Genomic DNA, 26,506 nt, shown 5'->3' on the forward strand with positions numbered 1-26,506 from the left:
CACGCGCCCGCCATCGCGGCCGAAGCACGCTTCGCGCCGCGTCGTTTACCTGCCGCGACGAGACGAGCCGCGCGGGTCCTTGAACTTGAACGCATTGTCAGCGACCGACACGCCGTAGCGGTGGTTCTTCAAATCCACCCTGGTCCGGTGGTTCTGCGAATCAAGCGCGACCCAATTGTTCAGCCGCCACCCGCCGGGCGCCTTGGCATCCTTGACGAAGATCATCGTAATCACGCCGAATTCGGGGCGCTTGGGATCGCGTACTTCCACGCTCAGCACATTCGGATTGCCGGTTGCGTTGAGCTTTCCGAACTTCTTCACATCGCGAGTGGGATCGAGCAGCGCGCCCAATGGCGAATTGCTGATCGGCCAACGCTGGACCTGGTCCACTTCATAATCGACGAGATAGAGCGACTTGCCGTTCGAGACGACGAGCATCGGAATGCCCTTTTCGTACTGGAAACGGATCTTGCCGGGGCGTTTTAACGTCATAACGCCGCGAATGGATTTGCCGGCGCGGTCGGTCTGGACGAAGTCCGCCTTCATCGTGGCGATACCGCGCAGTGCGGACACGGCGCTGTCGAGACTGCCGGTACTGGCCTGCGCCGTGGCAGGTGCGGGCATCGTCAGCATAGCTGTTGCGGGAATGGCGAATGCGGCTGCGGCGGCCACACAGAAACCAAGCGGTTTGCGTATTGTCTGGGCGGCGAATAGGTTTTTCATTGCTGTCATGCTCCGGGCGATAGTGCCGGAGCATTGAACCATCACTGAACCCACCCGGTTCCTGCCGTTCATGAATTTTGGGAACCGAGGCCCGAAACTCGACCTTACTTGATCTTGGCTTCCTTGAACTCGACATGCTTGCGCGCAATCGGATCGTATTTGCGGAAAGTCATCTTTTCGGTGATGTTCCGCGGGTTCTTGGTGGTGGTGTAAAAGAAGCCGGTGTCTTCGGTCGAGACGAGCTTGATCTTGACGGTTGCTGACTTCGCCATGGCGGTATCCTGATGAAAGCGGGGCGGCCCTTCGTGCAAGGAACGCCGCAGAAACGAAACAGGCGACGCTCCCGAAAAACGGGATGCCGCCCTTGTGCGGCGCTCCTTTGGTGCAGGGCCGGGTGAAAGTCAAGCGTGGCAGGCAGGCCGGCGGTAGTATAGTGGCACTTTGCAACCGTTATGGTGAGCCAACGAAACCAAGGAGAGAATACCATGTTCAGTCACGTCATGCTGGGGGCCGACGATATTGAGGCTTCCAAGAAATTCTACGACGCCTGCTTCAAGGCGCTGGGCGGCCGCGAAGGCAGCATGGATCCCAAGGGCCGTGTTATCTATATGCATAATGGCGGCATCTTCCTGCTGTCCAAACCCATCGACGGCAAACCCGCGACTTTTGCCAATGGCGGTACGATCGGCTTTGCAGTGGAAAGCGAAGAACAGGGCGAGGCCTGGCACAAGGCCGGACTGGAAGCGGGCGGCACCGCCATCGAAGACCCACCCGGCATCCGGGAAAGCGAGATCGGCAATATGTACCTCGCGTACCTGCGCGACCCCGCTGGCAACAAGATCTGCGTGATGAAACGCATGGGGTGATTGGGTAAAACGTTTGCGGGCCGGGGCGGGTAGGTCTGCCCCGGCCTGCCTTTGCCGAGACACTTAAACCGGTTGCGGTTCGCGAAGCTGATATTTCGGACAATCGGACCGGCAAATCCCGTCATGCGACCATTCCGGCGGGCGATACAGGTAGGCGACCTTGTCCTGCCAACGCGGTGCAGTGTCCATCCGCTCCTGCAACTGCTTGAGCCCGGCAAATTGCGCGGTAAGCGGATTGTAGTCATACACCGGCTTCACCAGCCCGGGGTTCGGTTCCTCGTCGAGATAGGCAGTGCTGCTGAACATACGGTCGAAAAGCAGCGTAACCTGGCTGTAGTTTCTGTCGATATATTGTGGTTGGTTGGCGTGATGGACCTTGTGCATTTTGGGCGTCATGAACACCCGGTCGAGCCATCCGAGACGCGGTACGTAGCTTGCATGGTTCCAGATACCATAAGCATTGGTGAGTACGCTGACCGCGATATAGACCACTGGATCAATTCCAATGAAGGCCGGAACGACGGCGAACAATCGCTTCAGTTGACCGTCGAGGAAAAATCCCCGCGCCGCGGTGGAATGGTTGAATTCGTTGGAAGAGTGATGGATTGCATGAAACGCCCATAACAGGCCGACCCGGTGGTTGAGCCGGTGGTCCCAGTAATATGCCAGTTCATGAGCCAGGAAGGCGATGGGGATCGCAATCCACAACGCAATATCTTCGAATAAGCGTAAATTATCATAGACAAGCACATAAAGCGCGAGCGGTATCAAAATACCAAGCACGAGGTTCAGCGTGCTCGACATGAGGTTAAGCCCGATAGAGGCAAGCGCGTCCTTGTTGTCGTAATCCGGATTGCCGCGAATTGCCCAGATGCGTTCGAGGATTACGCTGCCGAAATACACTCCCGCCAGGATCCACAGCGAAACTGGCCCGCCGACAAATTCGACTACTTCCCGAAGGCTTTCCATGCATGCAATCTATCAGACGGCAATGCAGAAGCAACCCATGGGTCATTGTGCCGCAGGAACGTCACCCACTCCCACTAATTTCGAACACCGCATATTCCGCGCGCCAATTCGCCCCTGCTGGGCTTATTTCGCGTTCGCGGGTGAAGAACCAGCGGCGTTCAATGGTGATGCCGAGGCCTGCCGCCAATTCCTCGAAATCGCGTACGGTTACGTGGTGGATATTCTGCGTTTCGTACCACGTCACCGGCAAATGCCGCGTCACCGGCATCCGGCCGCGCAGCAGCAGCGCGCGGCGCATCCGCCAATAGGCGAAATTGGGGAAGCTGATGAAGGAGCGGCGGCCCACGCGCAGCAGTTCGGCCAGCATCCGGTCGGGCCGGGCGGCGGTTTGCAGCGTCTGGCTCAATACCGCGTAATCGAATGCGCCGTCGGGGTAGAAGGTGAGGTCGCGGTCGGCGTCGCCCTGCACCACGCTCAACCCGCGCGCCACGCAGCGTTCCACGCTCGGTCCGTCGATCTCGATCCCGCGCGCATCCACGCCCTTGGTATCGCGCAGCACCGCCATCAGCGCCCCGTCGCCGCAGCCGACGTCCAGCACCCGCACGCCAGCGGGCACTTCGCGCGCGATCACCTCGAGGTCGGGGCGCAAATCGTAGGACACCGCCTCAGCCACCCAGGAACCCCCGCACAACCCGGTCGAGCGGCGGCACGTCGAGCAAAAAGCTGTCATGGCCGTAGGGAGCGCTCAATTCCACGAAGCTGACCGGCGCGCCCGCCGCATTCAGCGCGTGCACGATGTGGCGCGATTCGGCGGTGGGATACAGCCAGTCGGTGTCGAAGCTAACAAGGCAGAATCGCGCCGAGCTGCCAGCGAACGCAGCAGCAAGCTGGCCGCCCCCTTGCTCGCCCGCAAATTCTTCTGCCAGATCGAAGTAATCCATCGCACGGGTGATGTAGAGGTAGCTGTTGGCATCGAACCGGCGGGTGAAACCGCTCCCTTGGTAACGCAAATAGCTTTCCACCTGGAAATCCGCATCGAAGCCGAAACTCTTTTCGCCCGCGCTACCATCGGGGCGGTCCTGCAACCGCCGCCCGAACTTTTCCGTCAGCCCCTCTTCGGAAAGATAGGTGATATGCGCCGCCATCCGCGCCACGGCCAAACCCGCATCCGGTTGCTTGCTGGACGCGTAGTAATCGCCGCCCGCCCAAGCCGGATCGGCCATGATCGCCTGCCGGCCAACCTCGTGGAAGGCGATGTTCTGTGCCGAATGCCGCGCGGTTGTGGCAATTGCCAGAACCCGTTCGGTTCGCCCCGGAAAGTTTGCTGCCAGGCTCAGCGCCTGCATCCCGCCCATCGATCCGCCGACGACAGCGTGCAGCCGTTCGATACCCAGCCCGTCCAGCAGTCCCACCAGCCCGCGCACCATGTCGCGGATAGTGATGACGGGGAACCGCATGGCGTAAGGCTTCCCATCGGCCGCGGGCGAGGCAGGGCCGGTGGAGCCAAGACAGCTACCGATGACATTTGCGCAGATCACGAAATATCTGGCCGTGTCGATCGGCTTGCCCGGCCCGACCATGCGGTCCCACCACCCCGGTTTGCCCGTTACCGGATGCGTGCTGGCGAGGTATTGGTCGCCCGTAAGCGCATGACAGACCAGGATGGCGTTGCTCTTGTCCGCCGCCAGCTCGCCATAACTCTCATACGCAATTTGCGCAGCATCCAGCGCTTGCCCGCTATCGAGCGGCAACGGTACCGGCAGGGTAAGGGTTGTGGGTTTGCGGACGGACATAAGAGAGAAAGTACGATCCTTCGACAGGGTCGGGATGAGCGGGTTCAAGAACAATGGCTCCCTAACCGCTCGTCCTGAGCTTGTCGAAGGACCGTTTTTCCTTAAGGGACCGGTGGCCATGACTGACACCCACCCAAATCCCAAGCCGTGGATCGCCGATATCCATGCCTATGTGCCGGGCAAGTCCAGCGCGGCGGATGGCCAGCCGCTGGTCAAGCTATCGGCGAACGAGAACCCGTTGGGCTGCTGCGATGCAGCGCGGGCGGCGTTAGACGAGCAGCGCGATCCGGCGGCCTATCCCGATCCCGATGCGCGCGTTTTGCGCGAAGCGATTGCGAACCGGCACAGCCTCGACGCGGCGCGGATCGTGTGCGGAACGGGGTCGGACGAATTGCTCAATCTGGCGGCGCAGGGCTTCGCCGGTGTGGGTGACGAAGTGCTGTTCAGCCGCTACAGTTTCGCCGTGTACGATATCGCGGCGCGGCGCTGCGGGGCCACTCCGGTGGAAGTTGCGGACGCGGATTACGGTGCGGATGTCGATGCCATGCTGGCAGCGGTTTCGCCCGCCACCAAAGTGGTCTTTCTGGCCAATCCGAATAATCCGACCGGCAGCTATCTGGCTCGCCCCGAAGTGGAACGGCTCCACGCGGGTCTGCCGTCCGACGTGCTGTTCGTGCTGGATCAGGCCTATGCCGAATATCTGGCACAGGACGAAGACGATGGCGGGCTGGAACTTGCGGCGGCGCATCGCAACGTGCTGGTCACGCGCACATTTTCGAAAATTCACGGGCTCGCAGGCGAACGGGTGGGCTGGGCAACCGGCGCGCCGGGCCTCATCGATACGCTCAATCGCATTCGTGGGCCGTTCAACGTCACGCAAAGCGGGCAAGCGGCCGCCACAGCGGCAATCGACGACGCGGACTTCGTCGAACGGTCGCGCGCGCATAATGCCGCCGAACGCGCACGCTTCGCCGAACGGATCGGAGCGTTGGGCAATTACGGGCTGCGCGCTTTGCCAAGCGAAGCCAATTTCGTGATGGTCCTGTTCGAAGGCGCGGTCAGCGCGGCGGATGCGCTGGAGGCCATCGCAGGGGCCGGATACGCCGTACGCCATTTGCCCGGGCAGGGCCTGCCGCATGCGCTCAGAATCACCATCGGCACGGCGGAACAGATGGATACCATTGCCGACACGATCGCGGCACTGGTGGGAAGCAAGGCGTGACGATCCGCTCGGTCGCGATCATCGGGCTGGGCTTGCTGGGCGGCTCCATCGGCCTGGCCATCCGGGAGAAGTTATCCGAGGTTACCACGACAGGGTTCGATGCTGACGCCGACGTACGCGGCAGAGCTACTGCCAATGGTCTGGTGGGCGCGGTTTGCGATACGGCAGCCCAAGCCGTCGCAAGCGCCGATCTGGTGATCCTGTGCGTGCCGGTGGGCGCGATGGGAGATGCAGCGCGTGGGCTGGCCGGGTGCCTGAAAGAGGGCGCGATCGTCAGCGATGTCGGCTCCTCCAAGCGCTCCGTCGTGTCAGCGTTGGAAGAAGCGTTGCCCGACGCCATCGTAATACCCGCCCATCCCGTTGCCGGGACGGAACGCAGCGGACCGGACGCGGGTTTCGCCACCCTCTTCGAAGGGCGTTGGTGCATCCTTACTCCGCCGAAAAACGCGGATACCGATGCGGTGAGCGCGCTGACGCTGTTCTGGCAGGAGCTCGGCGCGACGGTGGAACTGATGGACCCCGACCACCACGATCTGGTGCTGGCGGTGACCAGCCATATTCCGCATCTGATCGCCTATACTATTGTGGGCACCGCGTCCGATCTGGAAGACGTGACACGGGGCGAGGTTATCAAATACTCCGCCGGGGGTTTTCGCGACTTCACCCGCATTGCCGCGTCCGACCCGGTGATGTGGCGCGACGTGTTCCTCAACAACCGCGATGCAGTGCTGGAGATGCTGGGGCGCTTTACAGAAGACCTCACCGCGATGCAGCGCGCCATTCGCGACGGCGATGGTGACCGGCTGTTGGAAATATTCAGCCGCACGCGCGCGATCCGGCAGGCAATTCTGGAACAGGGACAGGATGTGGCAAAACCCGATTTTGGGCGGGGATCGAAAGAGGTCTAAGCGTCGTGGGACGTCAGCGTGGTTGGACTTTGCGCGGGTGGGCGCAACCCTTGTTCGCCCAGCGCATTGATCCCTTCCTGCACCAGCCGCTCAACCTCGTCGCGCGGAAGCCCCGGTTCGATCACCTCGCCGAAGCGATAGGTGATCGTGCCGCTGCGTTTGAGCCCCGGCTGGTAAAGCGGCCCGCTATCGACCGAGACCGGCACGACGGGCAGGCTGAGCAGTTTGTAAATGCCAAGGAAACCCGGCTGCAATGGTGCACGGCGGTCATGCGGACTGCGAGTCCCCTCGGGGAAAATCACCAGCGGGCGGCCCGCCTGGCTACGGTTTCGCGCTTCTGCAATCATCCGGCGTAGAGCCTTTGCCCCGTCAGCCCGCGAAACCTCCACTAGCCCGTAGGCCCTCGCAACACGGCCCCAGCCGGGAATGGCGAACAGTTCGGATTTCGCAAACGGGGCGGGAAGGCGGAACAGATGCGGCGCGTCGATGGCTTCGAAGAAGCTTTCATGCTTCATTGCATAGATACAGGGCCGGTCCAGCATTTCGCCTTCCACCCGGACCTTGATCCCAAGCAACCAACGCACGCACCAGCGGTGCCACGCGGTCCAGACATGGGTCGCCGCGCGTACCGCCGGCTGGCCGACCGGCAGGCTGAGGAAACCACTTAACACGATGGGTAAGCTCCCGAGGTAGAACACCGGGTAGAACAACAGATTGCGCAGGAGTGTAATCATCGCCGGCGCGCCACCGTCACAGCCCGATCCAGCGCGCAAGTGTGCTGGCCAGGAGCTTGTGATATTCGAGGAACAGTGTGCCAAGGCTGGGGCTGGATGGCACCGCATCGCGCTGCACCGTGATATCGTTGCCCAGCGTACGCTGCAATTCCCCGGCCGCGCGGCGCATATGCCAGTCGGTCGTCACCAGCCGGAGCGTAGTATATTCGTGTTTTGCGAGCCAGCGTGCGGTTTCATCGGCGTTGGAGCGGGTGTCGACGGCGGCAAAACCCAGCGTGACGCAGCATTCCATCGCGGCGTCGGGGACGTCGAACTGCGCTGCAAATTCATTTGCTTTCACTTCGCGGTCCACGCCTGTGACCAGCATCGCTTCGGCTTGCCCGTCCGCCAGCACTTCCAGTCCGCGCGCGATCCGTCCCTCCCCGCCAGTGGGCACGATCACCGCGTCTGTGCGGCCATCGGGCATCGGTTGCGGCAAGAGAAAGGCGAACCACAGGAAGCCTAACGCCCAAGCGAGCAGGATGAGAGCAAAAAGCCGCCGGATCATAGCATTCCCCGCAGCGCGGTAAGTACAGTCACGCGCGCGGTCAGCATCGCTATGCCGACGGCCACCAGCGGCACCAGCGCGATCGCGAGCCAGTCTAGCCAGCCGAGCCCTGCCCCCTGCGTCATGCCCGATCCTAGCGCGCTGAACTGCGCCCCCAGCACCAGCACCACGCCCAGCCCGATAGCCAGCCCGACCGCTCCGCCCAATACTGCATCGAAGCCGATCGAGCGTTGGAAAATGCGTGCGATCTGGCTGTCCGTGCCGCCCAGCAGATGCACGACCTCGATCGTACCGCGATTGCTGCCCAGCGCGCTGCGCGCGGCGAGATACACCGCCGCAGCACTGATCAGCGCCAGCAAGACAACGAGCGCCAGCGCCAACCATTGCAGCGCAGCGATGGCGCCGAAAACAGGTGCAAGCCAGCTCGACTGCGCATCGACCCGTGCGGCTGGCGCTACCGGGCCGAGGGCAGACACGACCCGCGCAAGCGAAGCATCGTCAGCGGTATTGCGCAGGCGAATATCTATTAGCGCGGGTACGGGCACGGTGGCTCCATCGGCTCCCCCCTCGATCCCAGCGCCCAGCCATGGTTCGAGCAAGTCCTGCATTTCCTGTTCCGGCACGCGGCGGATGGACGTGACATCCGGCAGCAGCGCCAGGGCTGCTTCGGCAGCGGCGGATTGCCGGTCGCGTTCCGCAGGGTTGGCTTCGACGATCTGTACAGTTGCACCGTTGGCCAGTTCGGTGCGCGCTTCGCTCACAAGGTTGCTAAGCGTGAGGCCGCCTGCCGCAGCGATTACGGTCAGCGCCACCATGATGGCGATTACCCATGGCATCGGCCCTGCTAGCCGTGCCTGCGGAACCAGATCGGCGGCGCGTTTCCCGCCAAACGTGGCGAAGCCGCGTGCGACGGCACGTTTAATGGCCGGCGGCTTGCTCACGTGTCCTCCATCCCGCTGCGGCGCGGAGGATAGCGCAGCGCGCCCGTCGGGTCGGACAGGCGCCCGCGATCGAGCCGCATTATGAGCGAATCGGGTACTTTTTTCAGCAAATGCACATCGTGAGTCGCCACGACGACCGTAGTGCCAAGCCGGTTCAGCGCCTCGAACAGGCGCAGCAGTTTGAGCGCCATGTCCGGATCGACATTGCCGGTGGGTTCGTCGGCAACCAGCATATCGGGACGTCCGATCACCGCGCGGGCAATGGCGACGCGTTGCTGTTCGCCGCCCGACAGCGTTTCGGGGCGGGCATGGCTGCGATGATCCAGTCCAACCCATTCGAGCATATCGGAAACGGGCTTTGCCAATTCGGCTTCCCGAACACCGGAAACGCGCAAGGGCAATGCGACATTGTCATAGGCGGACAGATGCGGGACCAGCCGGAAATCCTGGAACACCACGCCCAGCCGACGCCGGAATGCGGGCAGGCGCGCGCGCGGTAGAGTGACAAGATCGGTGCCGAACATCCGGATCACGCCGCGCGACGGACGCTGCGCCAGGTAAAGCAGTTTGAGCAGCGAAGTCTTGCCCGCGCCGCTTGCTCCGGTGAGGAAATAGAAGCTGCCGGGATGGAGATTGAACGAAACATCGCTCAACACCTCGCGGTCGGTGCCGTAGCGTAGGCCGACATTGTCGAAGCTGACCACGCCCGTCCGGTTTCGCATGTCGGTCTTCCCACCGACCGCCATATCCGTATCAAAGCTGTCCTCAACATTCATCGGCGCGATCTGCCGGCCGGTTTCGGGAAAGGAACAGTGGACATCGTTTACCGCCTATAGCGGCGGTTCGGTGTGGAAAAAAGCCACAGAGTCCCATGAAAAGCCGTTCAGGCGTGGATTAGCCGCCGGCGAAGGCCTTGTTGCGATTCGGCGCAGTGCGTAAGACCCGTTCACCATGATAATCGCCTGTCCCGCCTGCACCACGCGTTATGTCGTTCCCGATGACGCGGTCGGCGTGGAAGGGCGTACGGTCCGCTGCGCCAAATGCAAACATAGCTGGTTCCAGGATGGGCCGGAACTGGAGCTGCGGAATGAAGTAGGAGAGCACGCTGCGCGATCCGATCCGGCCACGCCGCCAGCCGATCAGGTCACGCCGCCAGTACCGGTCGACGAGGCGCCTGCTTCCGTATCATCCGTTCCTGCCGCCCCCGTCCGTTCCCAGCCTGCGCAGGCGGAACCTGCCGTGGCGGCCGAACCCGAGCGCAACCCCGAACCGCCGCCAGCGCCCGTTTCGCAACCCTCGGTCGTGGAACGCGCATCGCCTGCCGTTTCGACCGAGCGCGACGATATCGATTACGGGTCGCAATTCGATCATGCCCCGCCATTTCGCGGACGGCGCAATCCGCTTAAAATCTGGACTGCCGCAGCCGCCATGTTCGCGGCGCTGGCGTTAGGGGTAGTGGCGGCAGTGTCTTACTGGGGCCTGCCCGAATGGGTGCCGGTCAGCCGCCCGACCTTCGCCATGGAAGAGCCGGACCTGGTGCTGGAATTCCCGCCCGGCCAGCAGGACCGGCGCACGCTGCCCAATGGAACCGAATTCTTCGGGGCCAGCGGGACCGTCACCAATGTCGGGCGCACTACGCAAAACGTGCCGGCCATCCTGATCGTACTGCGCGATGCTCGCGACCGGATCGTCTATAGCTGGAAAGTGGTACCGACGAAGTCTCGCCTGGCACCGGGCGAAAGTTTGACCGTAAATGAGGCGGTGACAGACGTGCCGAAATCCGCGAAATTCGCCGAGATCGGCTGGAGCCCTAGCTGAATTCCACCCAGATCGTGTCGGCCCCATCGTGCGACACCGTACGGTGCGGGGCGTGTGTCGTCACGGACCGAAAGCCGGAGCCGACACGCTCGCCGCGCACGATTGATACCCGAGCGCTGACTTTGCGCACTACCTTAGTGGCGGATGTCGAACGCGGCTGCGCCGTATCTGGCCGAGGGGCCGTAGGTGCAGCCGTGGCGGCGATTAGCAAAACGAAAGCAGAAACCATGTATTATGGTTGATAGGCTGGTAACCAATGGCGCAACTGTGATGCCATCCTCGTCCCCCAGCGGGACAGCCGGTTGGAGGAGATAAACACCAGACCGAAGGTAAGAGCAGACACCGTACCAACCGGACGCACCCGTATCTTCGCTGCGAACTGCACGATGATCGCTTGCCGCGCCGGCAACCCTTTGCTAGTGGCGCGCGCCTACCGGATGGGGCCGCACACAAGCGGACCCGAAGCAGTACGATGTGCGGTCGTGGCGGAACTGGTAGACGCGCAACGTTGAGGTCGTTGTGGCCGAAAGGCCGTGGAAGTTCGAGTCTTCTCGACCGCACCAAGCAGTCTTCAAGTGAACCAAATACCTACCGTCTCTCCGAGATCTCGCCGAAGACGGCGCAAGTCGGCGGGCTTTGTTGACTGCGATTGAATCCCTGCAGCCTAAGACTGACGCAGGAGAGGTCTCCAGAACCGCGAAACCCGCAATATTCTCTGTAGCGGATTTCTAGGCTTCACCATGCTTGCTGGCTGGATGTAGTCAATTAGGTAGCGAATCCGAGAAGCTGCTCTTGCGCGCCCCAGTCGGTGGGCAGATCACACTTGAGGAGTTGCGTACGCTTGAAACCCGTAGGCTGATCGCCAGTGAGGATGGCTTCGACGATCCTCGGACTTAGCCATGAAAAGCGAAGGTACTTGGCAAGCTGGGTGCGGCATCGCGCTTCTCGTTTGCCAATTTGATTCAGGCTTAGCTCGGGTGATCCCAGTACCAACTCTTGGACTCCCTTCGCATCGACAAGCAGTTGGATCAGTTGAGGATCTAGCTCTGCCTGCTCGGCTGCCGGATCAATCCGCAGCCTGGTTTCACGAAACGGTTTGCAAGATGGGGCGGGGATGCTCCAGCGCCACGAATTGGCTGCCTCGATACCAAGAGCACTTGGATCGAAAGAGATGTCCAGATGGTCGTCAGCAAACTGGATCGATATGATCAGTTTGGCGATGGTAGGCTGGCGCAGTTCACTGATAACTAACCGTGCAGCCAGTTCACGCCCCGCCTCGAACATACCCAATAGCTGATTGGCCTCAGTCAATTTGGATAGCCTGCGCAGTACATGCTCGTCTTCCAGCAGCGCTGTGAGCTGTACAATGAGATGACGCTCAAGCTGGCCCTGCCTGATACGGGTTGCTGGAAAATCATCGGGCCGTGCCAAATCCTTGCGGGTCTCGTAGTAGGCATACCGCCTGCTGCCTTTCGTGGCATAAGTTGGGACCATTGGTCGGTCCTGTGGATCGGTGAGTAGACCACGTAGAAATGCAGTTTGCGTATCGTTCTTCGGACGTTTGCGCGGCGGCGCCTTTTCGTTCAGTTTAGATTGCACCGTGTTCCAAAGCTTCTCATCGACAATCGGTTGGTGCTCGCCTTCATAGGCGGTACCCTTGTGGACGATCTTGCCCCGATAGATCGGATTTTTGAGCAGGTGGAACAGGCTGCCGCGCTTGAATGGGATACCGCCTCTGTGTGGACCACTGGTACGGCGCTGGATCTTGGTTCGAATGCCTTCGGCATTAAGCTGCGCGATCAGTTCATTGGCGGAGCGCGATGCGATGTACCGACGCATGATTATGCTTACGCGCTCGGCTTCCTCTGGCACCGGTACCAGCTTCCTTTCGATCACCTTGTAGCCAAGTGGGACTGGCCCGCCCATCCACAGGCCTTTCTTCTTTGATGCTGCAATTTTATCCCTGATCCGCTCTCCGGTCACTTCCCGCTCGAACTGGGCAAATGACAAAAGCACATTCAGCGTCAGCCGCCCCATGCTGGTGGTAGTGTTGAACGCTTGGGTCACCGATACGAAGCTGGCTTCCTTAGCGTCCAGCCGTTCCACGATTTTCGCAAAGTCAGCGAGGCTGCGAGTGAGCCTGTCGACCTTATAGACCACGATAACGTCGACGAGACCTGCTTCGACGTCTTCGATCAATGCAAGCAGCCCTGGACGCTGCATGCTGCCACCTGAGAAGCCTCCGTCATCATAGGCTCGTTCGACCAGCGCCCATCCTTCATGGCGCTGGCTCAAGATGTACGCCTCGCAGGCCTCGTGCTGGGCGTGCAAGCTGTTGAACTCCTGCTCAAGCCCATCCTCGGTGGACTTGCGGGTGTAAACGGCGCAGCGAAGGGGTTTCATCGGCGCTGCTCCGTCAGACCGAAGAAGCGCGGACCGTTCCAGTGCGTGCCGGTGATGGCCTTGGCAATCGCGCTTAGGGAGCGCCATTCTTTACCATCATACTCGAAGCCCTTGTTTAAGACAGTGACTGTATGGCCAGTACCGTGCCAGTCACGCACCAGCTGAGTTCCCGATGTGAGTTTGCGCGGCGGCGACAACGGTGTCTGTGCTGAATTGGCCTTCGCGTGCTGCCTCAGCAGAGATCGGGCTTCTCTGCTTAGTCCGCCCAGCCGTTGCTCTTGCAGCTTGTAGCTTACTCCCAGCAGCAGTAATTTTGGTGATATGTTCGGACTTGGCGCCCCGAACCGACGCGCCCAGTCTTCCCTTAACTTCGCTGGTGAGAGGTCCTCGTCCCTTGGCAGCGCGACCTTCTTACCAGCCATCAGGATGTTCCCTCATCGACATTGCGCGAGGTCAGTTTGTAGATCGACGCGCCTTGGCCGTCCTTATACCGGACTAACTCGCAGCCCTTCTTTCGCAAACCGGTCAGAAAGGCCCGCGAGCTATGCGTCTGCCAGCCGGTCGACTTACCGATCGCATCTAGGCTCGCACCGTCCTCACGCGCAAGTAGGCCTTCTACGATCGATGCTTTAGTCTTGCGTTTTGCGTTTGCTTTGCTCGAGTTCAGCTTCTTCTCTTTGGTCTTTGTCATGGGTGGTTCTCCTGTGCGGGCGCAGCACCATGCCGTTCCCACCACCCATGGTCCGGCATCGCTCAGTGCGCCCGGAGCAGCGGCTCCTTTGAGCCGCGATTCAGTAGCGACACCAATGCTTCGTTATTGGGAGAAGTCGAATGGAATGTGCCGAGCTGTGCGAATGGCTGAAATGCGCCCCAATTTGAGACGTTCATCATTCGACGCGATCAACCATTAGCTGACGTTCTGGGGCGGCCAAGTCAACATTGACCCGTAGGGCCAGTTCAACAGAAATTGAAAAAGCAACCAGTAGTCAAGCAGAGCCTACTCATTGAAACCAGGCAATTCTAGTTGTTGGCCAAAGCCCAAAAACTGGGCCGGCATTTCATCCCCTAGCAAAAAGTCGGTGAGCTCATTTGGTCCGCTAAATGTACCAATAACGTCATTCTGATAGATTGCCTGCTCCGTTGCGACGATACGACCGAACGACTCATTATTCAGCTCGCGTTCGATGAATTCGCACAACTCAGGGCCAGGTCTGAAGTTCCAGAGTAGGATGCGCCGGGCAGCACGCAAAAGGTTGCCGTCAATTGAGGGGTTGGGTAGCAAGTTGATGTCGATGATACGCTCGGCCAACCGTTCGAGATAATCGGGTTTTGCGTGGACCCTGCGCTTTTGCAGCTCGTAACAAATCGCGTCGCAGTCAAAGAAGGTGGTATTCACTAGATCTGCCAGAGTGTTTACTTGCGCCAGCCCTACTGCCGCAGCCCAAGTGTTGGGCAGCGACCAGAAATCTATCTTCCAGAGCGGATGGATCGAGGAGAAACCCCCGAAGCGGTTTGGCGTCGCGTCAAGCTTTGCAGCCAGCGCGGCAACGCTTGCTGGTTCAGCGTCAATTACTAGATCGATATCAGACTGGAAGCCGACCTTTCCCTTTCGTGCAATATCTCGCACCAAGCCGCCGATTATGGCCACCGGACCAAGCGGCTCGAATTGGGTCGCAAAGACTTCGCGCAGGCGACGGATCGGAAGCCCGTCCTCCCGCCAAAGATAGTCGTCGACTCGTCGCTTGACCTTTGGCAGTGTTTCCGCCGTTGTCACCTCAATGCATGCCTTTCAGCTCTTGCCAGAGCTTGATCGTGAACGTGTCGGTCATACCCGAGAGCATATCAGTCAAAAGGCGCAGTTCGCGATAGCGGATTGATGCAGCAATACCGCTGGCGTTCGCTGCGCGCGAAGCGTCCTCAAGATAGTTCTGGCTGATAAGTGCGAAGACATACTTGTTTTTCGCACCGGACCTGCGGGCCAGGATGTCGTCGAAGTCTTCTGCCGGGCGGTCGTGGATTGCATCCCAGAACGCAGTCATCAGACCGTCGATCGCCTCCGCCCCGCTCGCCTCCATTCGTAGAACTCCTGGATTACCAAAAGCATGTTGCCGGGCGAGCGACTTGAGTTTCTCACACAAGTCGCTGTCGTCCATCAGAGGTGTTTGGTGCGAGAAAGCCTTAATCGCTTCCCCGGCGGTGACGAAGGTGCCACTGGCATGGTCAATAAGTGCTTCAATCAAAAAGGCGCGTAGGTATCCGATCTTGATATCACGGGCGAGTTCTGGACGCCTGCCTGCACTTTCGACTTCTTCAAACTTTGCCTGCACCTTCGTTACCGCCGCATGCTCACATGTATTCTTATCGGCACGGAGGCTCGCAAGCACGTCATCCGGTGATATGACGCCCTTCTTCATCGCGTCATCGACGTCGAGGACGGAATAGGCGATGTCATCGCAGGCTTCCATTATCCAGGTAAGCGGATGGCGTTGTCGCTCAGCAAGTCCTGTCTCCATCCGCAGACGTTCGACGAGCGTGCGTTCTGCTTCAAAGTACCCATATTTCTTGGCGATCGGGTTCTTTTTGTCGCGATTTGCAGCGCCGACCGGATACTTGATTGCCGCGCTCAACGTTGCCGAGGTAAGGTCGAGCCCTAGATGCGCGATGTTCGTCTGTAGCTTAGTTATAAGCCTAAGTGTTTGCGGGTTGCCATCGAACTTTAAGAACTCGGCGTGTAGATCATCGGGAATAGCGGTCGGCAATCCGCGCCCACCCTCGGCATGGTTCGTGAAAATCCACTCCTTTCGCTGATCAAACCATCGACCGATGGCGGCCTCACCCTGATGTCCGAATGGCGGGTTCCCAAGGTCGTGCGCCAGGCCTATCGCGGTAAGCATCGGCTGGATCACGTGATATAGGTCTGCTTCCAAGAAAAGCGTTGCATTAGCATTGTGGATGCGGGAGCCAATTGAGCGCGCCAAGTTGGCAACTTCGTGTGAATGTGTGAGCCGGGTGCGCACGCCGTCATTGTCATCCATCGGCCAAACTTGGGTCTTGTCCGACAGCCGACGTACGGGTGTCGAGAACAACAACCGGTCATAATCCTGTTGAAAACGCGACCTCACCGCTTCAGGCGACAGCTTTGTCGGTTCCTCGTTCAGCTCACCTACTCTTCTATCAGACCAGATCGTTGCCATTCAGTTTTACCACCCTCAATATTGCCCGGTCCAAATAGGCCGCAAGGCTTGCATTTCCAAGATCGCGCCGACTTTCCGATCTGACCTTACACCGACCTGAACATAAGTAGAACAGTTTTTGGAGATCACCTATGCCAGGTCCGCATTTTCTCGACCGGGAATCAGACACAAGCAGCCCTAGAGCTGCCCCAATGACTGGCGTAACGTTAGTGTTCAGCCTCACCTGACTCCATCGACGGTCATCTCGCCCTGGCAACCCAAGCTCTATACCTAACCATATCGATCACAAAATGTCAGGATAATACGTAAAAGAATTGACAATGTCAGATTTTTGACATGATAAACTGCCATAGGAGCAAGTCATGACCGATGGCCCATTCAAAAACTTAAAGCTCGACAGCCGCTCAAGGCGGTTTGCGGAAGCTGTGCAGAATGAGGCTGAAGATCATGACACTCGTTGCGCTCTTGGCAGCCATGCCATCGTCAACGGCATTCTGTCAGGAAACGACGGGCTGATCCGCGACTTGCAAAGCTATGGCGAGGACGGGCAGCTCGATCTTGATCCGAAGGGATCAATCAAGGGCATCTTCGAAAAGTACGACAAGTCGGAATTTTCGGATGACCTCCAACGTGAAGTCGCCATGAGGCTGCACGATGGCGACAACTCTCGCGATGCAATCGACAAGGCCTTGGACTCGTGTGTCGAAACCAATATCGGCAAGACGCTCACCCGTATTAAGGAAGCTGGGCTAGAGGCGCACCGGGAAGGCCCGATGCACAAAGACCAGCTCGACCGTCTCAATGAAGGATTGGGCGAAGTCTCGAAGAGCCTCGACTGTGCGCGCATCCAGGATGCCGTGAAGAGCTGCGACAAGAACGCGTTCAAGCAGGACGCCAAAAAAAGAACCGGTCTCGATGACCCAATACTGTCATTGTGATGATTGAATTTTCTAAGATTTCTGAGCGCGACCTAACCATACTTGAGGCGGGACTAGCGGCTCCGCGTCGAGGCGCGAAGGGGCGCGTTTATGCGACCATCGGCTCAGAGATTAAGTGCGATAAGGACATCTTTGACAGCTACTGCCATGAGGGCTGGAGCAACATCCACCACGACCTGCTGATTGTCTGCGCGGCAGTCGAATTTGCAGATCGTCGCTGGGGACGCGGCAATGCACATTGGGCACGGCACTTTCATGTGACTGTGCCCGTGATTGAGCTTGCGACCTGGCAAGATGCGACAGTTCAAAAAAGTCTTTGCGATACCCTGCGCCATCTGACTGGTGACCAGTGGCGTTTCAGCTTCGTGCGCCATGAGGGCGCAGCCACAAGCAAGCCGCGACAAGGCCCGCTATTTCCAAACCAGCAAAAGGCGTTCGCCATTGCGTACAGCGAAGGCTTGGACTCGCTAAGTGTCTCGGGTCTCTACAACGAGGATGACACTGCCGTGAGCGTGCGTGTGTCGAAATTCAAGCAACGCCTGCGCAAAGATGAACGGCCGTTCGATCGCCTGCCCTTTGATGTGAAGGTGAAGCCGAATCCAGAGACCAGCGCCCGTTCGCGCGGTTTCAAATTTGCGGCGGTGACTGCAATCGCCTCGCAGCTGTCAAATGTCAGCCGGATCATTGTGCCTGAAAGTGGTCAGGGCGCATTGGGGCCAGTGTTGCTCCCCCTGCTGAACATCTATCCAGACTACAGGAACCACCCGACTTTCTTCAGAAAGATGGAGCGTTTCGTAAGGGCGTTGCTTGGCATCGACCTGACCTATGAACAACCGCGCCTCTGGCATACCAAAGGCCAGACCATCGCGGCATTTCTGGCGAAGCCTAGCATAAAGCCCCAACAAGTCATTGATACCCGTTCGTGCTGGCAGCAACGGGCCAATGTGCGCGTGGGAGGGAAAGTACGCCAATGCGGCATTTGTGCGGCGTGCCTCTTGCGCAGGATGAGCTTGCACGCCGCCGGCGTTGAAGAGCCGACCGAGAAGTATGCCATTGCCGATTTGCGGGCCGCACGATTTAGTGATGCCCTGCCGAAGCAAAACAGCTTCAGGGCCACCAACACCCTTTACGATTACGGCTACATGGGCGCGCGGCACCTGCAACAACTGGCCGATTTGGCCTGTGTGCCAGATACCGCCCTGAAGCCTCACGCATTCCAAATCGCTGAAGCCGTCGGATCGTCAGTAGATGACGTGACTAGGCAGCTTCGGGACATGCTCGTGCAACATTCGAAAGAATGGGCCGCATTCGAGCAGGGCCACGGCGAAAAGAGTTTTCTGCAACTATGGACGAGGGGAGGTTGCCATGGCTGATCTAAACGAGCTGACCGCACAGGAGATTGGTCGCCGCCTTCGCCTTGCCCGCGAAAGCGCAAAAATCCGTCAGGACGAAGCCGCCAAGGTAATTGGCATGTCTCGCCCCACCCTCGTTTCGATTGAAAAGGGGGATAGGCGGGTTCGCATTCAAGAGCTTCAGGCGCTTGCGAACCATTATGGGGTATCAGTGAATGCCCTGCTGCGCCGCGAGGCAGTCCATACTGACCTTGTGCCACGCTTCCGCCGACTTCGTGAAACCGAGGATGAGCATACCAGTGAGGCAGTGCAACTGCTGAATGATCTCGTTCGAGCTGAAGTTGAGCTAGAGAACATTCTTGGCATTGAGCGGCCTAAGAATTACCCGCCCGAAAGGGGCATCAACACTGGCGATGTCGTCGAATTGGCAGAACAGCACGCGCAGGAGCTGCGCGACTGGCTCGGATTGGGCTCTGGCCCAATCGCCGATATCTTCACCCTTATGGAGTTGGATCTCGGCATCCGACTCCACCAGCGACGCCTGTCGAAGGGATCGAAGGTGGACGCGCTCTTCACCTACGACCAGACTTTGGGAGCGTGCATTCTATTGAATGCAAATTTCCCTCTGGAGCGACGTATTCAATCCGCAGCTCACGAGCTGGGGCATTTCGTTGGCACACGTCAGGCTCCAGAGGTGCTGGAGGAAAATGAAAAGTTTCAGTCACGCGAAGAGCGATATGCTCACGCGTTTGGGCGCGCCTTTCTCTCACCGCGCAAGAGCTTTGAAGCGGCGTGGCGTCAGCTCACAGCTGGCTCTGAGATTACCCGCAGGCCAATCATCGTACAGGCGCACCACTTCCGCATTTCACGCGAAGCCTGTGTGAGGAGGCTGGAAGAGCTCGGACTTGTTAAGCGGGGTGCATGGGACAAGCTGAAGGCCCATGGTGGCATTACTTTTGCACAGGTGCGTGAAGTGTTGGGCGATGCCGCGAGTAAGTCCGACCCCGCGAAAGGTGATGCAGACCGGCCCGTTTCTCATCGCATGAGCTTCATGGTTTACACCGCCTGGAAACGCGATCTGATGTCAGAAGGACAATTGGCCGAGCTTCTTAAAATCAAGCGACTTGAGTTGCGCGCTCTGCTCGATCAAATGGAACTTGAGGAGAGCGAAACGGATGACCTGTTTAAGCTCCCTCTCTGATAAGCTAACTCCAATAGTCCCCGATACGAGCGTGCTGATCAACCTGAACGCTTGTACGTTTGGTGAACAGGTGCTTCGGGCCATCCCAAACGACATTATTCTGACTGAAACGGTGGTCGAAGAGCTCAACCATGAAACCAGTTACGCCAACGGCGAGAACGGGTTCATCCAGCGCCTGATATCGGAGAATGTCGTCAAGGTCGTGGAGATGGATGATGCTGCGGTTCGTCTTTTCGAGATGATGATCAGCTCACCGGGTTCGCTAGACGACGGCGAAGCGGCCACGATTGGAGTGGCTGTGTCGCAGGGATTTCTGCCTATTATCGATGAGCGGAAGGGTCGGGCCCGAGCCCAAAGCCTGATGAACGGCCAAGCCCCCGCTTGGTCGCTGGACCTGCTGGTGCATCCAGCGGCTCAGTCCGAGCTTGTCGGTGACGGGTACATCGAGGCCGTTTATCTTGCCCTTCGAAAAGGTCGGATGAGGATCGATGAAGAGCGCTGCGACGCTGTTGTGCAGCTTATAGGAATTGAGCGCGCCATTACCTGCAGCAGTCTCCCGGGGTTCAAAGAACGTAGGGAATTTTGGTTGTCCGCATAGTCAGTATTCTTGTGTGCTCACCCGTCATTGATCATGTCAGTGGGAGGGCAGATTTCTCGCGTGCATCTTTCCAAAGCGGACCGACCGCTAACGGCCCAAAAATTGACGGTATGCGAAGCGCTTCAATTACAGATGCTAAGCCGACTGGAAAATGACATTTGATGTCGGCGCTTCATCCCGACGGGTTCATCTTTCGCTGCCTCCTACCAGCCTCAGCATCCGCTGAAACTCTTCGTCTTCCATGCTTCGTTTCCAAAAGTTTGCAGATTGACAAACCACCTGAAGATTACCGAGCATTTCTTATAATCAACGCTGAAACCCGAATGCGTCCGGAAATTTATCACAACGCATGACCAGGATTAAAACTGGATTGCCAAGTAGGATGTCTTGTCTATGCTATCGGCTCTGCGGAAGAGGTCAGCTATCTTATGAAGCTACGGTCCATCTTGATAGCTGGTTCGCTGGTTCTGCCAACCAGCCTGTCGGCGCAAAGCGTAATATCGTATGAATATGATGCATTAGGGCGCCTGATAGCGGTTAGCGACGGTCAGGGGGCAAACTCTCGGTACAATTACGATAAGGCGAACAATCGCACCGCCGTTGCGGTGCAAAAGCAGTTTACCGCAGCGTGGGAGGCCGAGGCCCTACCTCATCTGGTTGGTTATGCTGATGGCGATGGATGGGCAGCCAACATCAATACCAGTTCGTCCTACCTCACATACGGACCTTACACGGATTCAATACCGACCGGATCACGAGTGGCAACCTGGCGTATGTTAGTAGACGTTCATAATTCAGCTGATAATTCTCGAATTGTAACTGTAGATGTCTATGATCGAACTGCCAACCAGGTGTTGGCGGTTCGATCTATTAACCGGCACGAATTTCTTGGCAAGTATTCGTACCAAGTTTTCGAGCTTCCGTTTTTGATGACATCGGCGCGTGTTGGGCATCGGATGGAAATGCGAACCTTCTATCATGGGTACTCCTATCTTCGAGTTGACAAGATAGGTTATTATTAATTCATCGCTGGAATAGATGTTACTTGTCTATATCAAATAGGGTAAGGTAGGAAATCTGCGAAGGCTCATAATCTGCAGCGCAGCTCCGTGATTGCTCTACGCTTACGTAGCGGAAATGTTTCTGCAACTGAGAGCTCCTATCACAACCTCAAAGCTTTAATTCTAAGTTTCAATCCGATTTTTTGCGAAGTCGGGCTTGAGTGCATTTATCTATGTAACTCAAACGATATTGCTCTCCATCATAACCGCCGATACACAGCAATATCGGTATTGGGGAAGGCGATTATGGATCCGGAAGGCTCTGGCGTATTGGTGAATGCGGTCGAATGGCTGCAGGGAACGTTGCTTGGGACCGTCGCCACAGTTGTCGCCGTAATGGCGGTGGCTGCTGTTGGCTTTATGATGCTGACGGGCCGGATGAACTGGCGGTTCGGTGCTACAGTCATCGTGGGATGTTTCATCCTGTTCGGAGCTGCCTCGATCGTGGCCGGTATTCGGTCCGGGGTTGGTTAAAACCGACGGCGACCTTTTAACGGTCGTCGCGCAGAGACGCGCCGGCATAGGGATCGTAGTCGGCCGGAGGCAGATCCCTAATGGGTGCAGCAACCATAGTGTCCATTGGTAGGGAGGGGGCGGTACCGATATCAGTACCGGCCTTCATGAACCCGTTTGCGATGATCGGCGCGCCAAGCAGAATGAAACAGCCCAGAACGACCCGCGCGCCGTCGCGCAAGGACAGTCTTCCGGTCAGCATGGTCAAACCAACGACTGCGACTGCAATGATACAAAGACCGATGGCGAGGCTGCCTAGCAGCGTCCCGGTCAGCCAATCTACAGACGCGCCAATCGAGGATTGACCGGCGGGTTCGAACAGGGATCGTAGCGGTAAGGTCATCGTTCGCTTCTCATCGCGCCATCAACATTTGTGCAACCCGGCGTTTGCCGTCCCGGCGCTCAAGTTGAACGAACAAATCGACGCTTTCTCGGACATAGTGGCGAACATCATCACGTGATAATTTGGAGCCTGTCTGCAAAACCAGCAGCGCAAGCTGCTCGATAGCGCGTTGCGGCGTATCGGCGTGTATCGTGGTCATCGATCCGGGATGGCCGGTGTTTACAGCGCGCAGGAATGTGAATGCTTCGCGGCCCCGTAACTCGCCCAGAATAATCCGATCGGGTCGCATACGCAGCGCTGCGATCAGCAGGTCTTCGGCGGTTACATCGGCTTCGCTCAAATCCCCGCGTGCCGCGATCAAGCCGACTGCATTCTCATGTTTGATACGAAGTTCTTCTGTATCCTCAATCGTAATAAGCCGCTCTTCAGCCGGAATTTCTGCAAGAAGAGCGTTTAAGAAGGTGGTCTTGCCGGTCGAGGTGCCGCCTGAAACGATGATGTTTCGCCGCTCCCGAACGGCATCGCGCAGAACTGCTGCGGCATTGCGACTACCGACGGTATGCCAGCTGCGTTCATTGTCGATGGTTGTCCCGCCTGATGCCAAGCTGGAGAACGCCTGGTCGTCTTCCCAGTCGGATAGCGACAGTTCGGAGGCTACATGACGCCGGATCGCGATGATATGCCCGGCGCGCGTTGCTGGCGGTCCTACCACCTGAACCCGCGACCCGTCCGGTAACGATGCAGCCAGCAAGGGATTGGCACGGCTCAGGCCTTGCGATCCAAAGGCTGCAATTTGCTTTGCAAGACGTCCCAGTAGCTGCTCGGTAAGCTGCGGTTCGTCATGTCGTTCGATTCCGCCACCGATGGCTTCAACCCACACTTCGCCGGGCCGGTTAATCCAGATGTCGGTTATATCTGCCCGTGCCAGCCAGGGCGTTAGGGGCGCGAGGAAGCTGTCGAGATAGTAACCGGCCTCCACCATCACAGTTCAACGGTCGAGAAATCGAGATCGCGCGCGACAAACACCGATACGCTGGTGCCATGCCGGATTTTCAGGGTTCGCTGAATCTCTTGCGTGGTAACGCGCGGTGTCACGTTTTGTGTGCTGCCGGGAAGCGCCACGATAACACCGTCGGTCGCTTCGCGTGTTGCTACTCCAACACCAATGTCGAGCACGGACTGCAACAATGCGCCGCCGAACCGCTGGAAGAATTTGCTGTCGACCTTACCCTTGACGCCGGCGCGGCCAAGCGGGTCTGAGGCGGGGGAGTCGAGCGCGATTGTTACGCCGTCAGGGCGTATTAGCCGTGTCCAGCGTATCAATGCGCGGTTTTGCCCCGCATCGATGCCGGCTTCATATTCACCATACAGTCTGCTTCCCCGTTGAATAAGCACTCTGGAGCCGTCGAATGCATGAATGTCGCGCTGAACCAACGCACGGACGCCGCCCGGGCGGGTGGAATCGATTGCAGTTTCTAGAACGGCCGGGATTACCGTGCCCTGGGGAACAGTCACTGACGGGTTTGCGAGCCGCCGGGCACGAACGCGGTTTTGATCGCCTTCCTCGTCACTTACAGGCGGCGGACCTGCGACAGGCTGACCGCGTTCGGCCGTATCCAGAGGCAGCGGTCTGTATGAGTCTTGAAACACCGGAGGGTCAGCTTGCGCCTGTTGAGGCGACACACTGGTTTGCTGAACGGGCGACGGGATTGGCAGGCGTTCAGGCGGTTCCGGCCGAACGGCGATCGGGATCCTGCCTATGACGCGAGGGAGGTTTCCTCGACTATCAAGGTAATCGCGCTGGTCATAAGGCAGTGCCAAAGGTGGCGGCGAAGAAATACGGGAGTTGGTGTCGGAGGTGGTTGCCATTGTGCTTGGCGCGGTCACATCACCGCGACGGGCATCCAGGGCCGAAAATAGAAAAGCGCCTCCAAGAAGTAGCGTACTCAAGAATATCCAAAGCCCGATATTGTTCGCATTACCAGTAGCGATCACGGGCCGCACATCGTCATCTGTTTGGGCCGTATGAAGTGCCTCAGTCATTGGGTATCGTTCGCAGTAGCGCTACGCCGAGCGACGGCACGTTTGCGATCTATCCGAAACACCAGCTCGTTGTAGACACGGTCGATGACGAAAAAGTCACCGCGCATATAGCCATTGACGACTTCTTCTTCGCCTGCCGGTCCAATAGCGAAAACGGCGGGTAAGGCTTGACCCGGCGCATATTGGATCTGAGTTTTAAAACCGTCATCGCCGATCGCTGCGGGACGAACTTCGCGGTCACCTTTGACGCTATAACCCCATTGCTGTGCATTCAGGCTCTGAGGGCCGCTGTTGGTATCTGATAGTATCGGCAGTGCCAGTTGGCCTGAAGCTACCGGAGGTGCGCAGGACGCGAGTAACAAGAGGGGAAGCAATTGTTTCACTGGTCCTGCCTCCGCTCTTGTTGCGGACGCCGCGATATTGGTGTCACTAGCGGATCGGATATTACGAGCGGGTCGGGAAGCGTTTCAGCATCCTTGCGATAGCGCGTTACCTGAAATCCCAAGGGGTTGAGCAGGCGGTCATCGGCGGTCATCTCCGCTCCGGAAAAGCGATAGTTAATGATAGCGGCCCAATGTTGCGGGTCTTGCGGTTGCCCCCCGGGATCGGTTCGGGTCGTTGTGAACCGGACAAGCGAACTGTCGGCAGACAGTGAAGACACGCTTTTGATATCGACATTCAGCGCCGCATTGCGCGGCAGGTAGGACAGCGGGCTCGCCGGATTGTTCGGCTGCATCTGACGGATATAGCGCTGCCTTGCATCGCCTTCGGACCAAAGAGCGACTTTGCGATAATCACGCTGGATGCTGCCCGTGTCATAGCTCTCGCGCGCGATGACATATTGCACGAGAAACGATCGGGTCAGCGCTGCGTCGGGGGAGACAACCTGACGTTCGAGCGGGGCAAGCTCCTCGACATATCCTGTCTGCCGGTCGACCAGCAAAGTGTAGGGCTCGACCGTTTTCAAAGGCAACATGATCACAATCGCAAGTGCCAGCAGCAGCGCGGCGATTGCCGATATTCCTGCCACGATCCATGCGATGCGGCATGACCGCTCGAGATCAGCGGTAACACTGGTAGCCCAGCTATCTGCAATCACCACCTCCTCACCATCAATTTTGTGATGAGCGTTCATGGTTTACCATCCCGCCGCTGAGCGGACGCAGAGCTACGACGTGATGTTCGGCGCCATGAACTGCCAAGGCGCTCTGGGGGAACACTGGCGACCGGGCCATTGGAGGAAGCGGTATCACTACCGCCATCGCTGCGACTGCCAAGTGTACGAAAGGCTGTACGCTCGGTCCGCAAATGCTCCTCACGTCTGATCTGCGTTTCCATACTGTCTGCGATACGTTGAACGCGGCTTACCGCAAGTGCTTGCGGTTGCTCCGGCGCAATATTGACAGGTGCCGGACTAAGCCGCTCGCGAATATTGGGAAACGCCGGCAAGGTGATCCATCCGCGCGTAAAAGCGACCTTCGCCAGTAGCCAAATCATGGCGAACTGCACGATCGCAAAGGCCAGCGTCAGAGCGAAAAGCTCGATCGGAGCGGACGGCGTTGCATAACCAAGGGTTCGCAAACGCAATGCATCCGCTAGCCAAGGCCCAATGATTGCAAGTTGGGCAGCAAGGGCGATGGTTACACCGACCGAGGCAAGTAATGTGAGCACAAGCCCGCGAAGCCAACCGGAAAAGATGCCGCGCGTGGCTTCGAACAGCAGGAGTCCTGCCGCAAGGGGAGCAAGGGCCAGGAGCACTCCTGCTGTTATTCTCAAAAGTGCTAATGATCCGAAGATTCCTGCAAGATAGACAAGCCGCGACCATCCGAACGAATTTTCGTCTTCCAGCGCGCTGCCTTTGAATGTTCCGCCCGGTGCAGCATCATCGACTAATGCGCCCACATTCCGTCCTGTGCCGGCTTCGGTCAGGCGCACGATAGCATTGTCAGCATCCTGAAGTTGCCGCGCGAACGAAACTCCTTCGCCTGGCATCACCGGTGACCCGGCAGCCCGTGCAATCTCGGCCGGACCGTCCAGCACCACATCATGAATGACTGTCCGAAACGCCGGCCAGGAAAAAGCGAGCGTAAGCACGATACCGATCTTGATAACGTCAGACACTACGTCGCGCGCACCGGGAGCTGGTCCGAACAGCAATCTGATACCGAACAGTGCTACAAACAGTGTGAGAAGTCCGGTCATGACAATCGATGTGAGCGATCCGGGTTGGCCGAGCGCCTGCCAGCCATAGCTGCCGATCAACTGAGCCTGACAGTCGATATGTCCCAGCACGCGAACAAGAAAATCGTCGCCGGTAAGGATCGCTGGACAGGCCAAAC

The 26,506-nt window shown here is 58.5% G+C and carries 29 protein-coding genes and 1 tRNA gene; 10 read left to right on the forward strand and 20 right to left on the reverse strand.

Annotated features, from left to right (window positions below):
* Positions 1-45: 45 nt before the first annotated feature.
* Complete coding sequence (locus tag HME9302_RS00250; RefSeq protein ID WP_407641301.1) at positions 46-723, reverse strand: LolA family protein; 678 nt, start codon at positions 721-723, stop codon at positions 46-48.
* Between the two features lie 104 nt (positions 724-827).
* Positions 828-995, reverse strand: coding sequence for a 50S ribosomal protein L33 (gene rpmG, locus HME9302_RS00255; RefSeq protein ID WP_115365338.1), 168 nt, complete (start codon positions 993-995; stop codon positions 828-830).
* A gap of 213 nt (positions 996-1,208) precedes the next feature.
* On the opposite strand from rpmG, the gene HME9302_RS00260 reads away from it, so the two are divergent.
* Positions 1,209-1,589 (forward strand): VOC family protein, encoded by a 381-nt coding sequence (locus HME9302_RS00260; RefSeq protein ID WP_115365339.1) that lies wholly within the window; start codon positions 1,209-1,211, stop codon positions 1,587-1,589.
* Between the two features lie 63 nt (positions 1,590-1,652).
* On the opposite strand, the gene HME9302_RS00265 is transcribed toward HME9302_RS00260, so the two are convergent.
* The 3 genes from HME9302_RS00265 to metX form a co-directional block, all read right to left on the reverse strand.
* Positions 1,653-2,558 carry a sterol desaturase family protein gene (locus HME9302_RS00265; RefSeq protein ID WP_115365340.1) on the reverse strand — a complete coding sequence of 302 codons (906 nt, stop codon included), beginning with the start codon at positions 2,556-2,558 and terminating at the stop codon, positions 1,653-1,655.
* A gap of 61 nt (positions 2,559-2,619) precedes the next feature.
* On the reverse strand, positions 2,620-3,231 hold the full coding sequence (gene metW / locus HME9302_RS00270; RefSeq protein ID WP_230079798.1) for a methionine biosynthesis protein MetW: 612 nt from the start codon (positions 3,229-3,231) through the stop codon (positions 2,620-2,622).
* Entirely contained in the window at positions 3,224-4,351 is a 1,128-nt protein-coding gene (gene metX / locus HME9302_RS00275) for a homoserine O-acetyltransferase MetX (RefSeq protein WP_115365341.1), read from the reverse strand. The genes metW and metX overlap by 8 nt, the downstream gene beginning before the upstream one ends.
* 118 nt (positions 4,352-4,469) lie before the next feature.
* Here metX and HME9302_RS00280 point away from each other — a divergent pair, with 118 nt between their 5' ends.
* Complete coding sequence (locus HME9302_RS00280; RefSeq protein ID WP_115367353.1) at positions 4,470-5,573, forward strand: pyridoxal phosphate-dependent aminotransferase; 1,104 nt, start codon at positions 4,470-4,472, stop codon at positions 5,571-5,573.
* The gene (locus tag HME9302_RS00285) at positions 5,570-6,481 is read left to right on the forward strand and encodes a prephenate/arogenate dehydrogenase family protein (protein WP_115365342.1); all 912 of its coding nucleotides are present in this window, start codon (positions 5,570-5,572) and stop codon (positions 6,479-6,481) included. Before HME9302_RS00280 ends, HME9302_RS00285 begins: the two co-directional genes overlap by 4 nt.
* Here the strand turns inward: HME9302_RS00285 and HME9302_RS00290 are convergent.
* From HME9302_RS00290 to ftsE, 4 genes are read right to left on the reverse strand one after another with little or no spacing between them, the layout of a single operon-like run.
* Complete coding sequence (locus HME9302_RS00290) at positions 6,478-7,215, reverse strand: lysophospholipid acyltransferase family protein (protein WP_115367354.1); 738 nt, start codon at positions 7,213-7,215, stop codon at positions 6,478-6,480. The genes HME9302_RS00285 and HME9302_RS00290 overlap by 4 nt on opposite strands.
* A gap of 16 nt (positions 7,216-7,231) precedes the next feature.
* On the reverse strand, positions 7,232-7,762 hold the full coding sequence (locus tag HME9302_RS00295) for a YdcF family protein (protein WP_115365343.1): 531 nt from the start codon (positions 7,760-7,762) through the stop codon (positions 7,232-7,234).
* Positions 7,759-8,703 (reverse strand): cell division protein FtsX, encoded by a 945-nt coding sequence (locus HME9302_RS00300; RefSeq protein ID WP_115365344.1) that lies wholly within the window; start codon positions 8,701-8,703, stop codon positions 7,759-7,761. Before HME9302_RS00300 ends, HME9302_RS00295 begins: the two co-directional genes overlap by 4 nt.
* The gene (ftsE, locus tag HME9302_RS00305) at positions 8,700-9,425 is read right to left on the reverse strand and encodes a cell division ATP-binding protein FtsE (protein WP_115367355.1); all 726 of its coding nucleotides are present in this window, start codon (positions 9,423-9,425) and stop codon (positions 8,700-8,702) included. Before ftsE ends, HME9302_RS00300 begins: the two co-directional genes overlap by 4 nt.
* A 229-nt stretch (positions 9,426-9,654) precedes the next feature.
* Between ftsE and HME9302_RS00310 the strand changes: the two genes are divergently transcribed.
* Positions 9,655-10,521 carry a zinc-ribbon domain-containing protein gene (locus tag HME9302_RS00310; protein WP_115365345.1) on the forward strand — a complete coding sequence of 289 codons (867 nt, stop codon included), beginning with the start codon at positions 9,655-9,657 and terminating at the stop codon, positions 10,519-10,521.
* 476 nt (positions 10,522-10,997) lie between these two features.
* Positions 10,998-11,084 (forward strand) — tRNA-Leu (locus HME9302_RS00315).
* Between the two features lie 202 nt (positions 11,085-11,286).
* Here HME9302_RS00315 and HME9302_RS00320 read toward each other — a convergent pair.
* The 5 genes from HME9302_RS00320 to dgt all read right to left on the reverse strand — a co-directional run bounded on the left by HME9302_RS00320 (position 11,287) and on the right by dgt (position 16,118).
* Complete coding sequence (locus tag HME9302_RS00320; protein WP_181815627.1) at positions 11,287-12,924, reverse strand: recombinase family protein; 1,638 nt, start codon at positions 12,922-12,924, stop codon at positions 11,287-11,289.
* On the reverse strand, positions 12,921-13,346 hold the full coding sequence (locus HME9302_RS00325; protein WP_115365347.1) for a DUF2924 domain-containing protein: 426 nt from the start codon (positions 13,344-13,346) through the stop codon (positions 12,921-12,923). Before HME9302_RS00325 ends, HME9302_RS00320 begins: the two co-directional genes overlap by 4 nt.
* Positions 13,346-13,615: a DUF3489 domain-containing protein gene (locus HME9302_RS00330; RefSeq protein WP_115365348.1), complete on the reverse strand. Its 270-nt coding sequence runs from the start codon at positions 13,613-13,615 to the stop codon at positions 13,346-13,348. The genes HME9302_RS00325 and HME9302_RS00330 overlap by 1 nt, the downstream gene beginning before the upstream one ends.
* Positions 13,616-13,921: 306 nt before the next feature.
* Positions 13,922-14,698, reverse strand: coding sequence for a hypothetical protein (locus HME9302_RS00335; protein ID WP_115365349.1), 777 nt, complete (start codon positions 14,696-14,698; stop codon positions 13,922-13,924).
* A gap of 1 nt (position 14,699) precedes the next feature.
* On the reverse strand, positions 14,700-16,118 hold the full coding sequence (gene dgt, locus HME9302_RS00340) for a dGTP triphosphohydrolase (RefSeq protein ID WP_115365350.1): 1,419 nt from the start codon (positions 16,116-16,118) through the stop codon (positions 14,700-14,702).
* A 362-nt stretch (positions 16,119-16,480) separates the two neighbouring features.
* On the opposite strand from dgt, the gene HME9302_RS00345 reads away from it, so the two are divergent.
* The 5 genes from HME9302_RS00345 (at position 16,481) to HME9302_RS00370 (ending at position 21,742) form a co-directional block, all read left to right on the forward strand.
* The gene (locus tag HME9302_RS00345; RefSeq protein ID WP_115365351.1) at positions 16,481-17,056 is read left to right on the forward strand and encodes a hypothetical protein; all 576 of its coding nucleotides are present in this window, start codon (positions 16,481-16,483) and stop codon (positions 17,054-17,056) included.
* A complete protein-coding gene (locus HME9302_RS00350; RefSeq protein WP_115365352.1) occupies positions 17,056-18,429 on the forward strand; it encodes a 7-cyano-7-deazaguanine synthase in 1,374 nt (457 codons plus the stop codon). Before HME9302_RS00345 ends, HME9302_RS00350 begins: the two co-directional genes overlap by 1 nt.
* Positions 18,422-19,609, forward strand: a complete 1,188-nt coding sequence (locus HME9302_RS00355) for a helix-turn-helix domain-containing protein (RefSeq protein ID WP_115365353.1) — start codon at positions 18,422-18,424, stop codon at positions 19,607-19,609. The genes HME9302_RS00350 and HME9302_RS00355 overlap by 8 nt, the downstream gene beginning before the upstream one ends.
* Positions 19,610-19,640: 31 nt before the next feature.
* The gene (locus HME9302_RS00360; RefSeq protein ID WP_230079799.1) at positions 19,641-20,207 is read left to right on the forward strand and encodes a PIN domain-containing protein; all 567 of its coding nucleotides are present in this window, start codon (positions 19,641-19,643) and stop codon (positions 20,205-20,207) included.
* A gap of 1,307 nt (positions 20,208-21,514) precedes the next feature.
* Complete coding sequence (locus tag HME9302_RS00370; protein ID WP_115365356.1) at positions 21,515-21,742, forward strand: TrbC/VirB2 family protein; 228 nt, start codon at positions 21,515-21,517, stop codon at positions 21,740-21,742.
* A gap of 16 nt (positions 21,743-21,758) precedes the next feature.
* On the opposite strand, the gene HME9302_RS00375 is transcribed toward HME9302_RS00370, so the two are convergent.
* From HME9302_RS00375 to HME9302_RS00400, 6 genes are read right to left on the reverse strand one after another with little or no spacing between them, the layout of a single operon-like run.
* Complete coding sequence (locus HME9302_RS00375; RefSeq protein WP_115365357.1) at positions 21,759-22,124, reverse strand: TrbC/VirB2 family protein; 366 nt, start codon at positions 22,122-22,124, stop codon at positions 21,759-21,761.
* A gap of 10 nt (positions 22,125-22,134) precedes the next feature.
* Positions 22,135-23,106, reverse strand: coding sequence for a P-type DNA transfer ATPase VirB11 (gene virB11 / locus HME9302_RS00380; protein WP_115365358.1), 972 nt, complete (start codon positions 23,104-23,106; stop codon positions 22,135-22,137).
* Positions 23,106-24,167 carry a TrbI/VirB10 family protein gene (locus HME9302_RS00385; protein ID WP_115365359.1) on the reverse strand — a complete coding sequence of 354 codons (1,062 nt, stop codon included), beginning with the start codon at positions 24,165-24,167 and terminating at the stop codon, positions 23,106-23,108. Before HME9302_RS00385 ends, virB11 begins: the two co-directional genes overlap by 1 nt.
* Positions 24,164-24,550 (reverse strand): TrbG/VirB9 family P-type conjugative transfer protein, encoded by a 387-nt coding sequence (locus tag HME9302_RS00390; RefSeq protein ID WP_230079800.1) that lies wholly within the window; start codon positions 24,548-24,550, stop codon positions 24,164-24,166. The genes HME9302_RS00385 and HME9302_RS00390 overlap by 4 nt, the downstream gene beginning before the upstream one ends.
* Positions 24,547-25,302, reverse strand: coding sequence for a VirB8 family type IV secretion system protein (locus HME9302_RS00395; RefSeq protein ID WP_115365361.1), 756 nt, complete (start codon positions 25,300-25,302; stop codon positions 24,547-24,549). Before HME9302_RS00395 ends, HME9302_RS00390 begins: the two co-directional genes overlap by 4 nt.
* Complete coding sequence (locus tag HME9302_RS00400) at positions 25,299-26,504, reverse strand: type IV secretion system protein (protein ID WP_115365362.1); 1,206 nt, start codon at positions 26,502-26,504, stop codon at positions 25,299-25,301. Before HME9302_RS00400 ends, HME9302_RS00395 begins: the two co-directional genes overlap by 4 nt.
* Positions 26,505-26,506 lie beyond the last annotated feature (2 nt).

This window comes from Alteripontixanthobacter maritimus (assembly GCF_003340475.1).
In the GTDB taxonomy this organism is placed as follows: domain Bacteria; phylum Pseudomonadota; class Alphaproteobacteria; order Sphingomonadales; family Sphingomonadaceae; genus Alteripontixanthobacter; species Alteripontixanthobacter maritimus.

Bases quoted from the DNA above. Each gene is read 5' to 3' on its own strand.
- rpmG (WP_115365338.1), bottom strand. From the start codon at position 995: ATGGCGAAGTCAGCAACCGTCAAGATCAAGCTCGTCTCGACCGAAGAC.
- HME9302_RS00350 (WP_115365352.1), top strand. From the start codon at position 17,056: ATGATTGAATTTTCTAAGATTTCTGAGCGCGACCTAACCATACTTGAG.
- HME9302_RS00355 (WP_115365353.1), top strand. From the start codon at position 18,422: ATGGCTGATCTAAACGAGCTGACCGCACAGGAGATTGGTCGCCGCCTT.
- HME9302_RS00280 (WP_115367353.1), top strand. From the start codon at position 4,470: ATGACTGACACCCACCCAAATCCCAAGCCGTGGATCGCCGATATCCAT.
- HME9302_RS00265 (WP_115365340.1), bottom strand. From the start codon at position 2,558: ATGGAAAGCCTTCGGGAAGTAGTCGAATTTGTCGGCGGGCCAGTTTCG.
- HME9302_RS00320 (WP_181815627.1), bottom strand. From the start codon at position 12,924: ATGAAACCCCTTCGCTGCGCCGTTTACACCCGCAAGTCCACCGAGGAT.
- ftsE (WP_115367355.1), bottom strand. From the start codon at position 9,425: ATGCGAAACCGGACGGGCGTGGTCAGCTTCGACAATGTCGGCCTACGC.
- virB11 (WP_115365358.1), bottom strand. From the start codon at position 23,106: ATGGTGGAGGCCGGTTACTATCTCGACAGCTTCCTCGCGCCCCTAACG.
- HME9302_RS00385 (WP_115365359.1), bottom strand. From the start codon at position 24,167: ATGACTGAGGCACTTCATACGGCCCAAACAGATGACGATGTGCGGCCC.
- HME9302_RS00395 (WP_115365361.1), bottom strand. From the start codon at position 25,302: ATGAACGCTCATCACAAAATTGATGGTGAGGAGGTGGTGATTGCAGAT.
- HME9302_RS00310 (WP_115365345.1), top strand. From the start codon at position 9,655: ATGATAATCGCCTGTCCCGCCTGCACCACGCGTTATGTCGTTCCCGAT.
- HME9302_RS00250 (WP_407641301.1), bottom strand. From the start codon at position 723: ATGAAAAACCTATTCGCCGCCCAGACAATACGCAAACCGCTTGGTTTC.
- HME9302_RS00260 (WP_115365339.1), top strand. From the start codon at position 1,209: ATGTTCAGTCACGTCATGCTGGGGGCCGACGATATTGAGGCTTCCAAG.
- dgt (WP_115365350.1), bottom strand. From the start codon at position 16,118: ATGGCAACGATCTGGTCTGATAGAAGAGTAGGTGAGCTGAACGAGGAA.
- HME9302_RS00325 (WP_115365347.1), bottom strand. From the start codon at position 13,346: ATGGCTGGTAAGAAGGTCGCGCTGCCAAGGGACGAGGACCTCTCACCA.
- HME9302_RS00345 (WP_115365351.1), top strand. From the start codon at position 16,481: ATGACCGATGGCCCATTCAAAAACTTAAAGCTCGACAGCCGCTCAAGG.
- HME9302_RS00370 (WP_115365356.1), top strand. From the start codon at position 21,515: ATGGATCCGGAAGGCTCTGGCGTATTGGTGAATGCGGTCGAATGGCTG.
- metX (WP_115365341.1), bottom strand. From the start codon at position 4,351: ATGTCCGTCCGCAAACCCACAACCCTTACCCTGCCGGTACCGTTGCCG.
- HME9302_RS00375 (WP_115365357.1), bottom strand. From the start codon at position 22,124: ATGACCTTACCGCTACGATCCCTGTTCGAACCCGCCGGTCAATCCTCG.
- HME9302_RS00295 (WP_115365343.1), bottom strand. From the start codon at position 7,762: ATGATCCGGCGGCTTTTTGCTCTCATCCTGCTCGCTTGGGCGTTAGGC.
- HME9302_RS00330 (WP_115365348.1), bottom strand. From the start codon at position 13,615: ATGACAAAGACCAAAGAGAAGAAGCTGAACTCGAGCAAAGCAAACGCA.
- HME9302_RS00290 (WP_115367354.1), bottom strand. From the start codon at position 7,215: ATGATTACACTCCTGCGCAATCTGTTGTTCTACCCGGTGTTCTACCTC.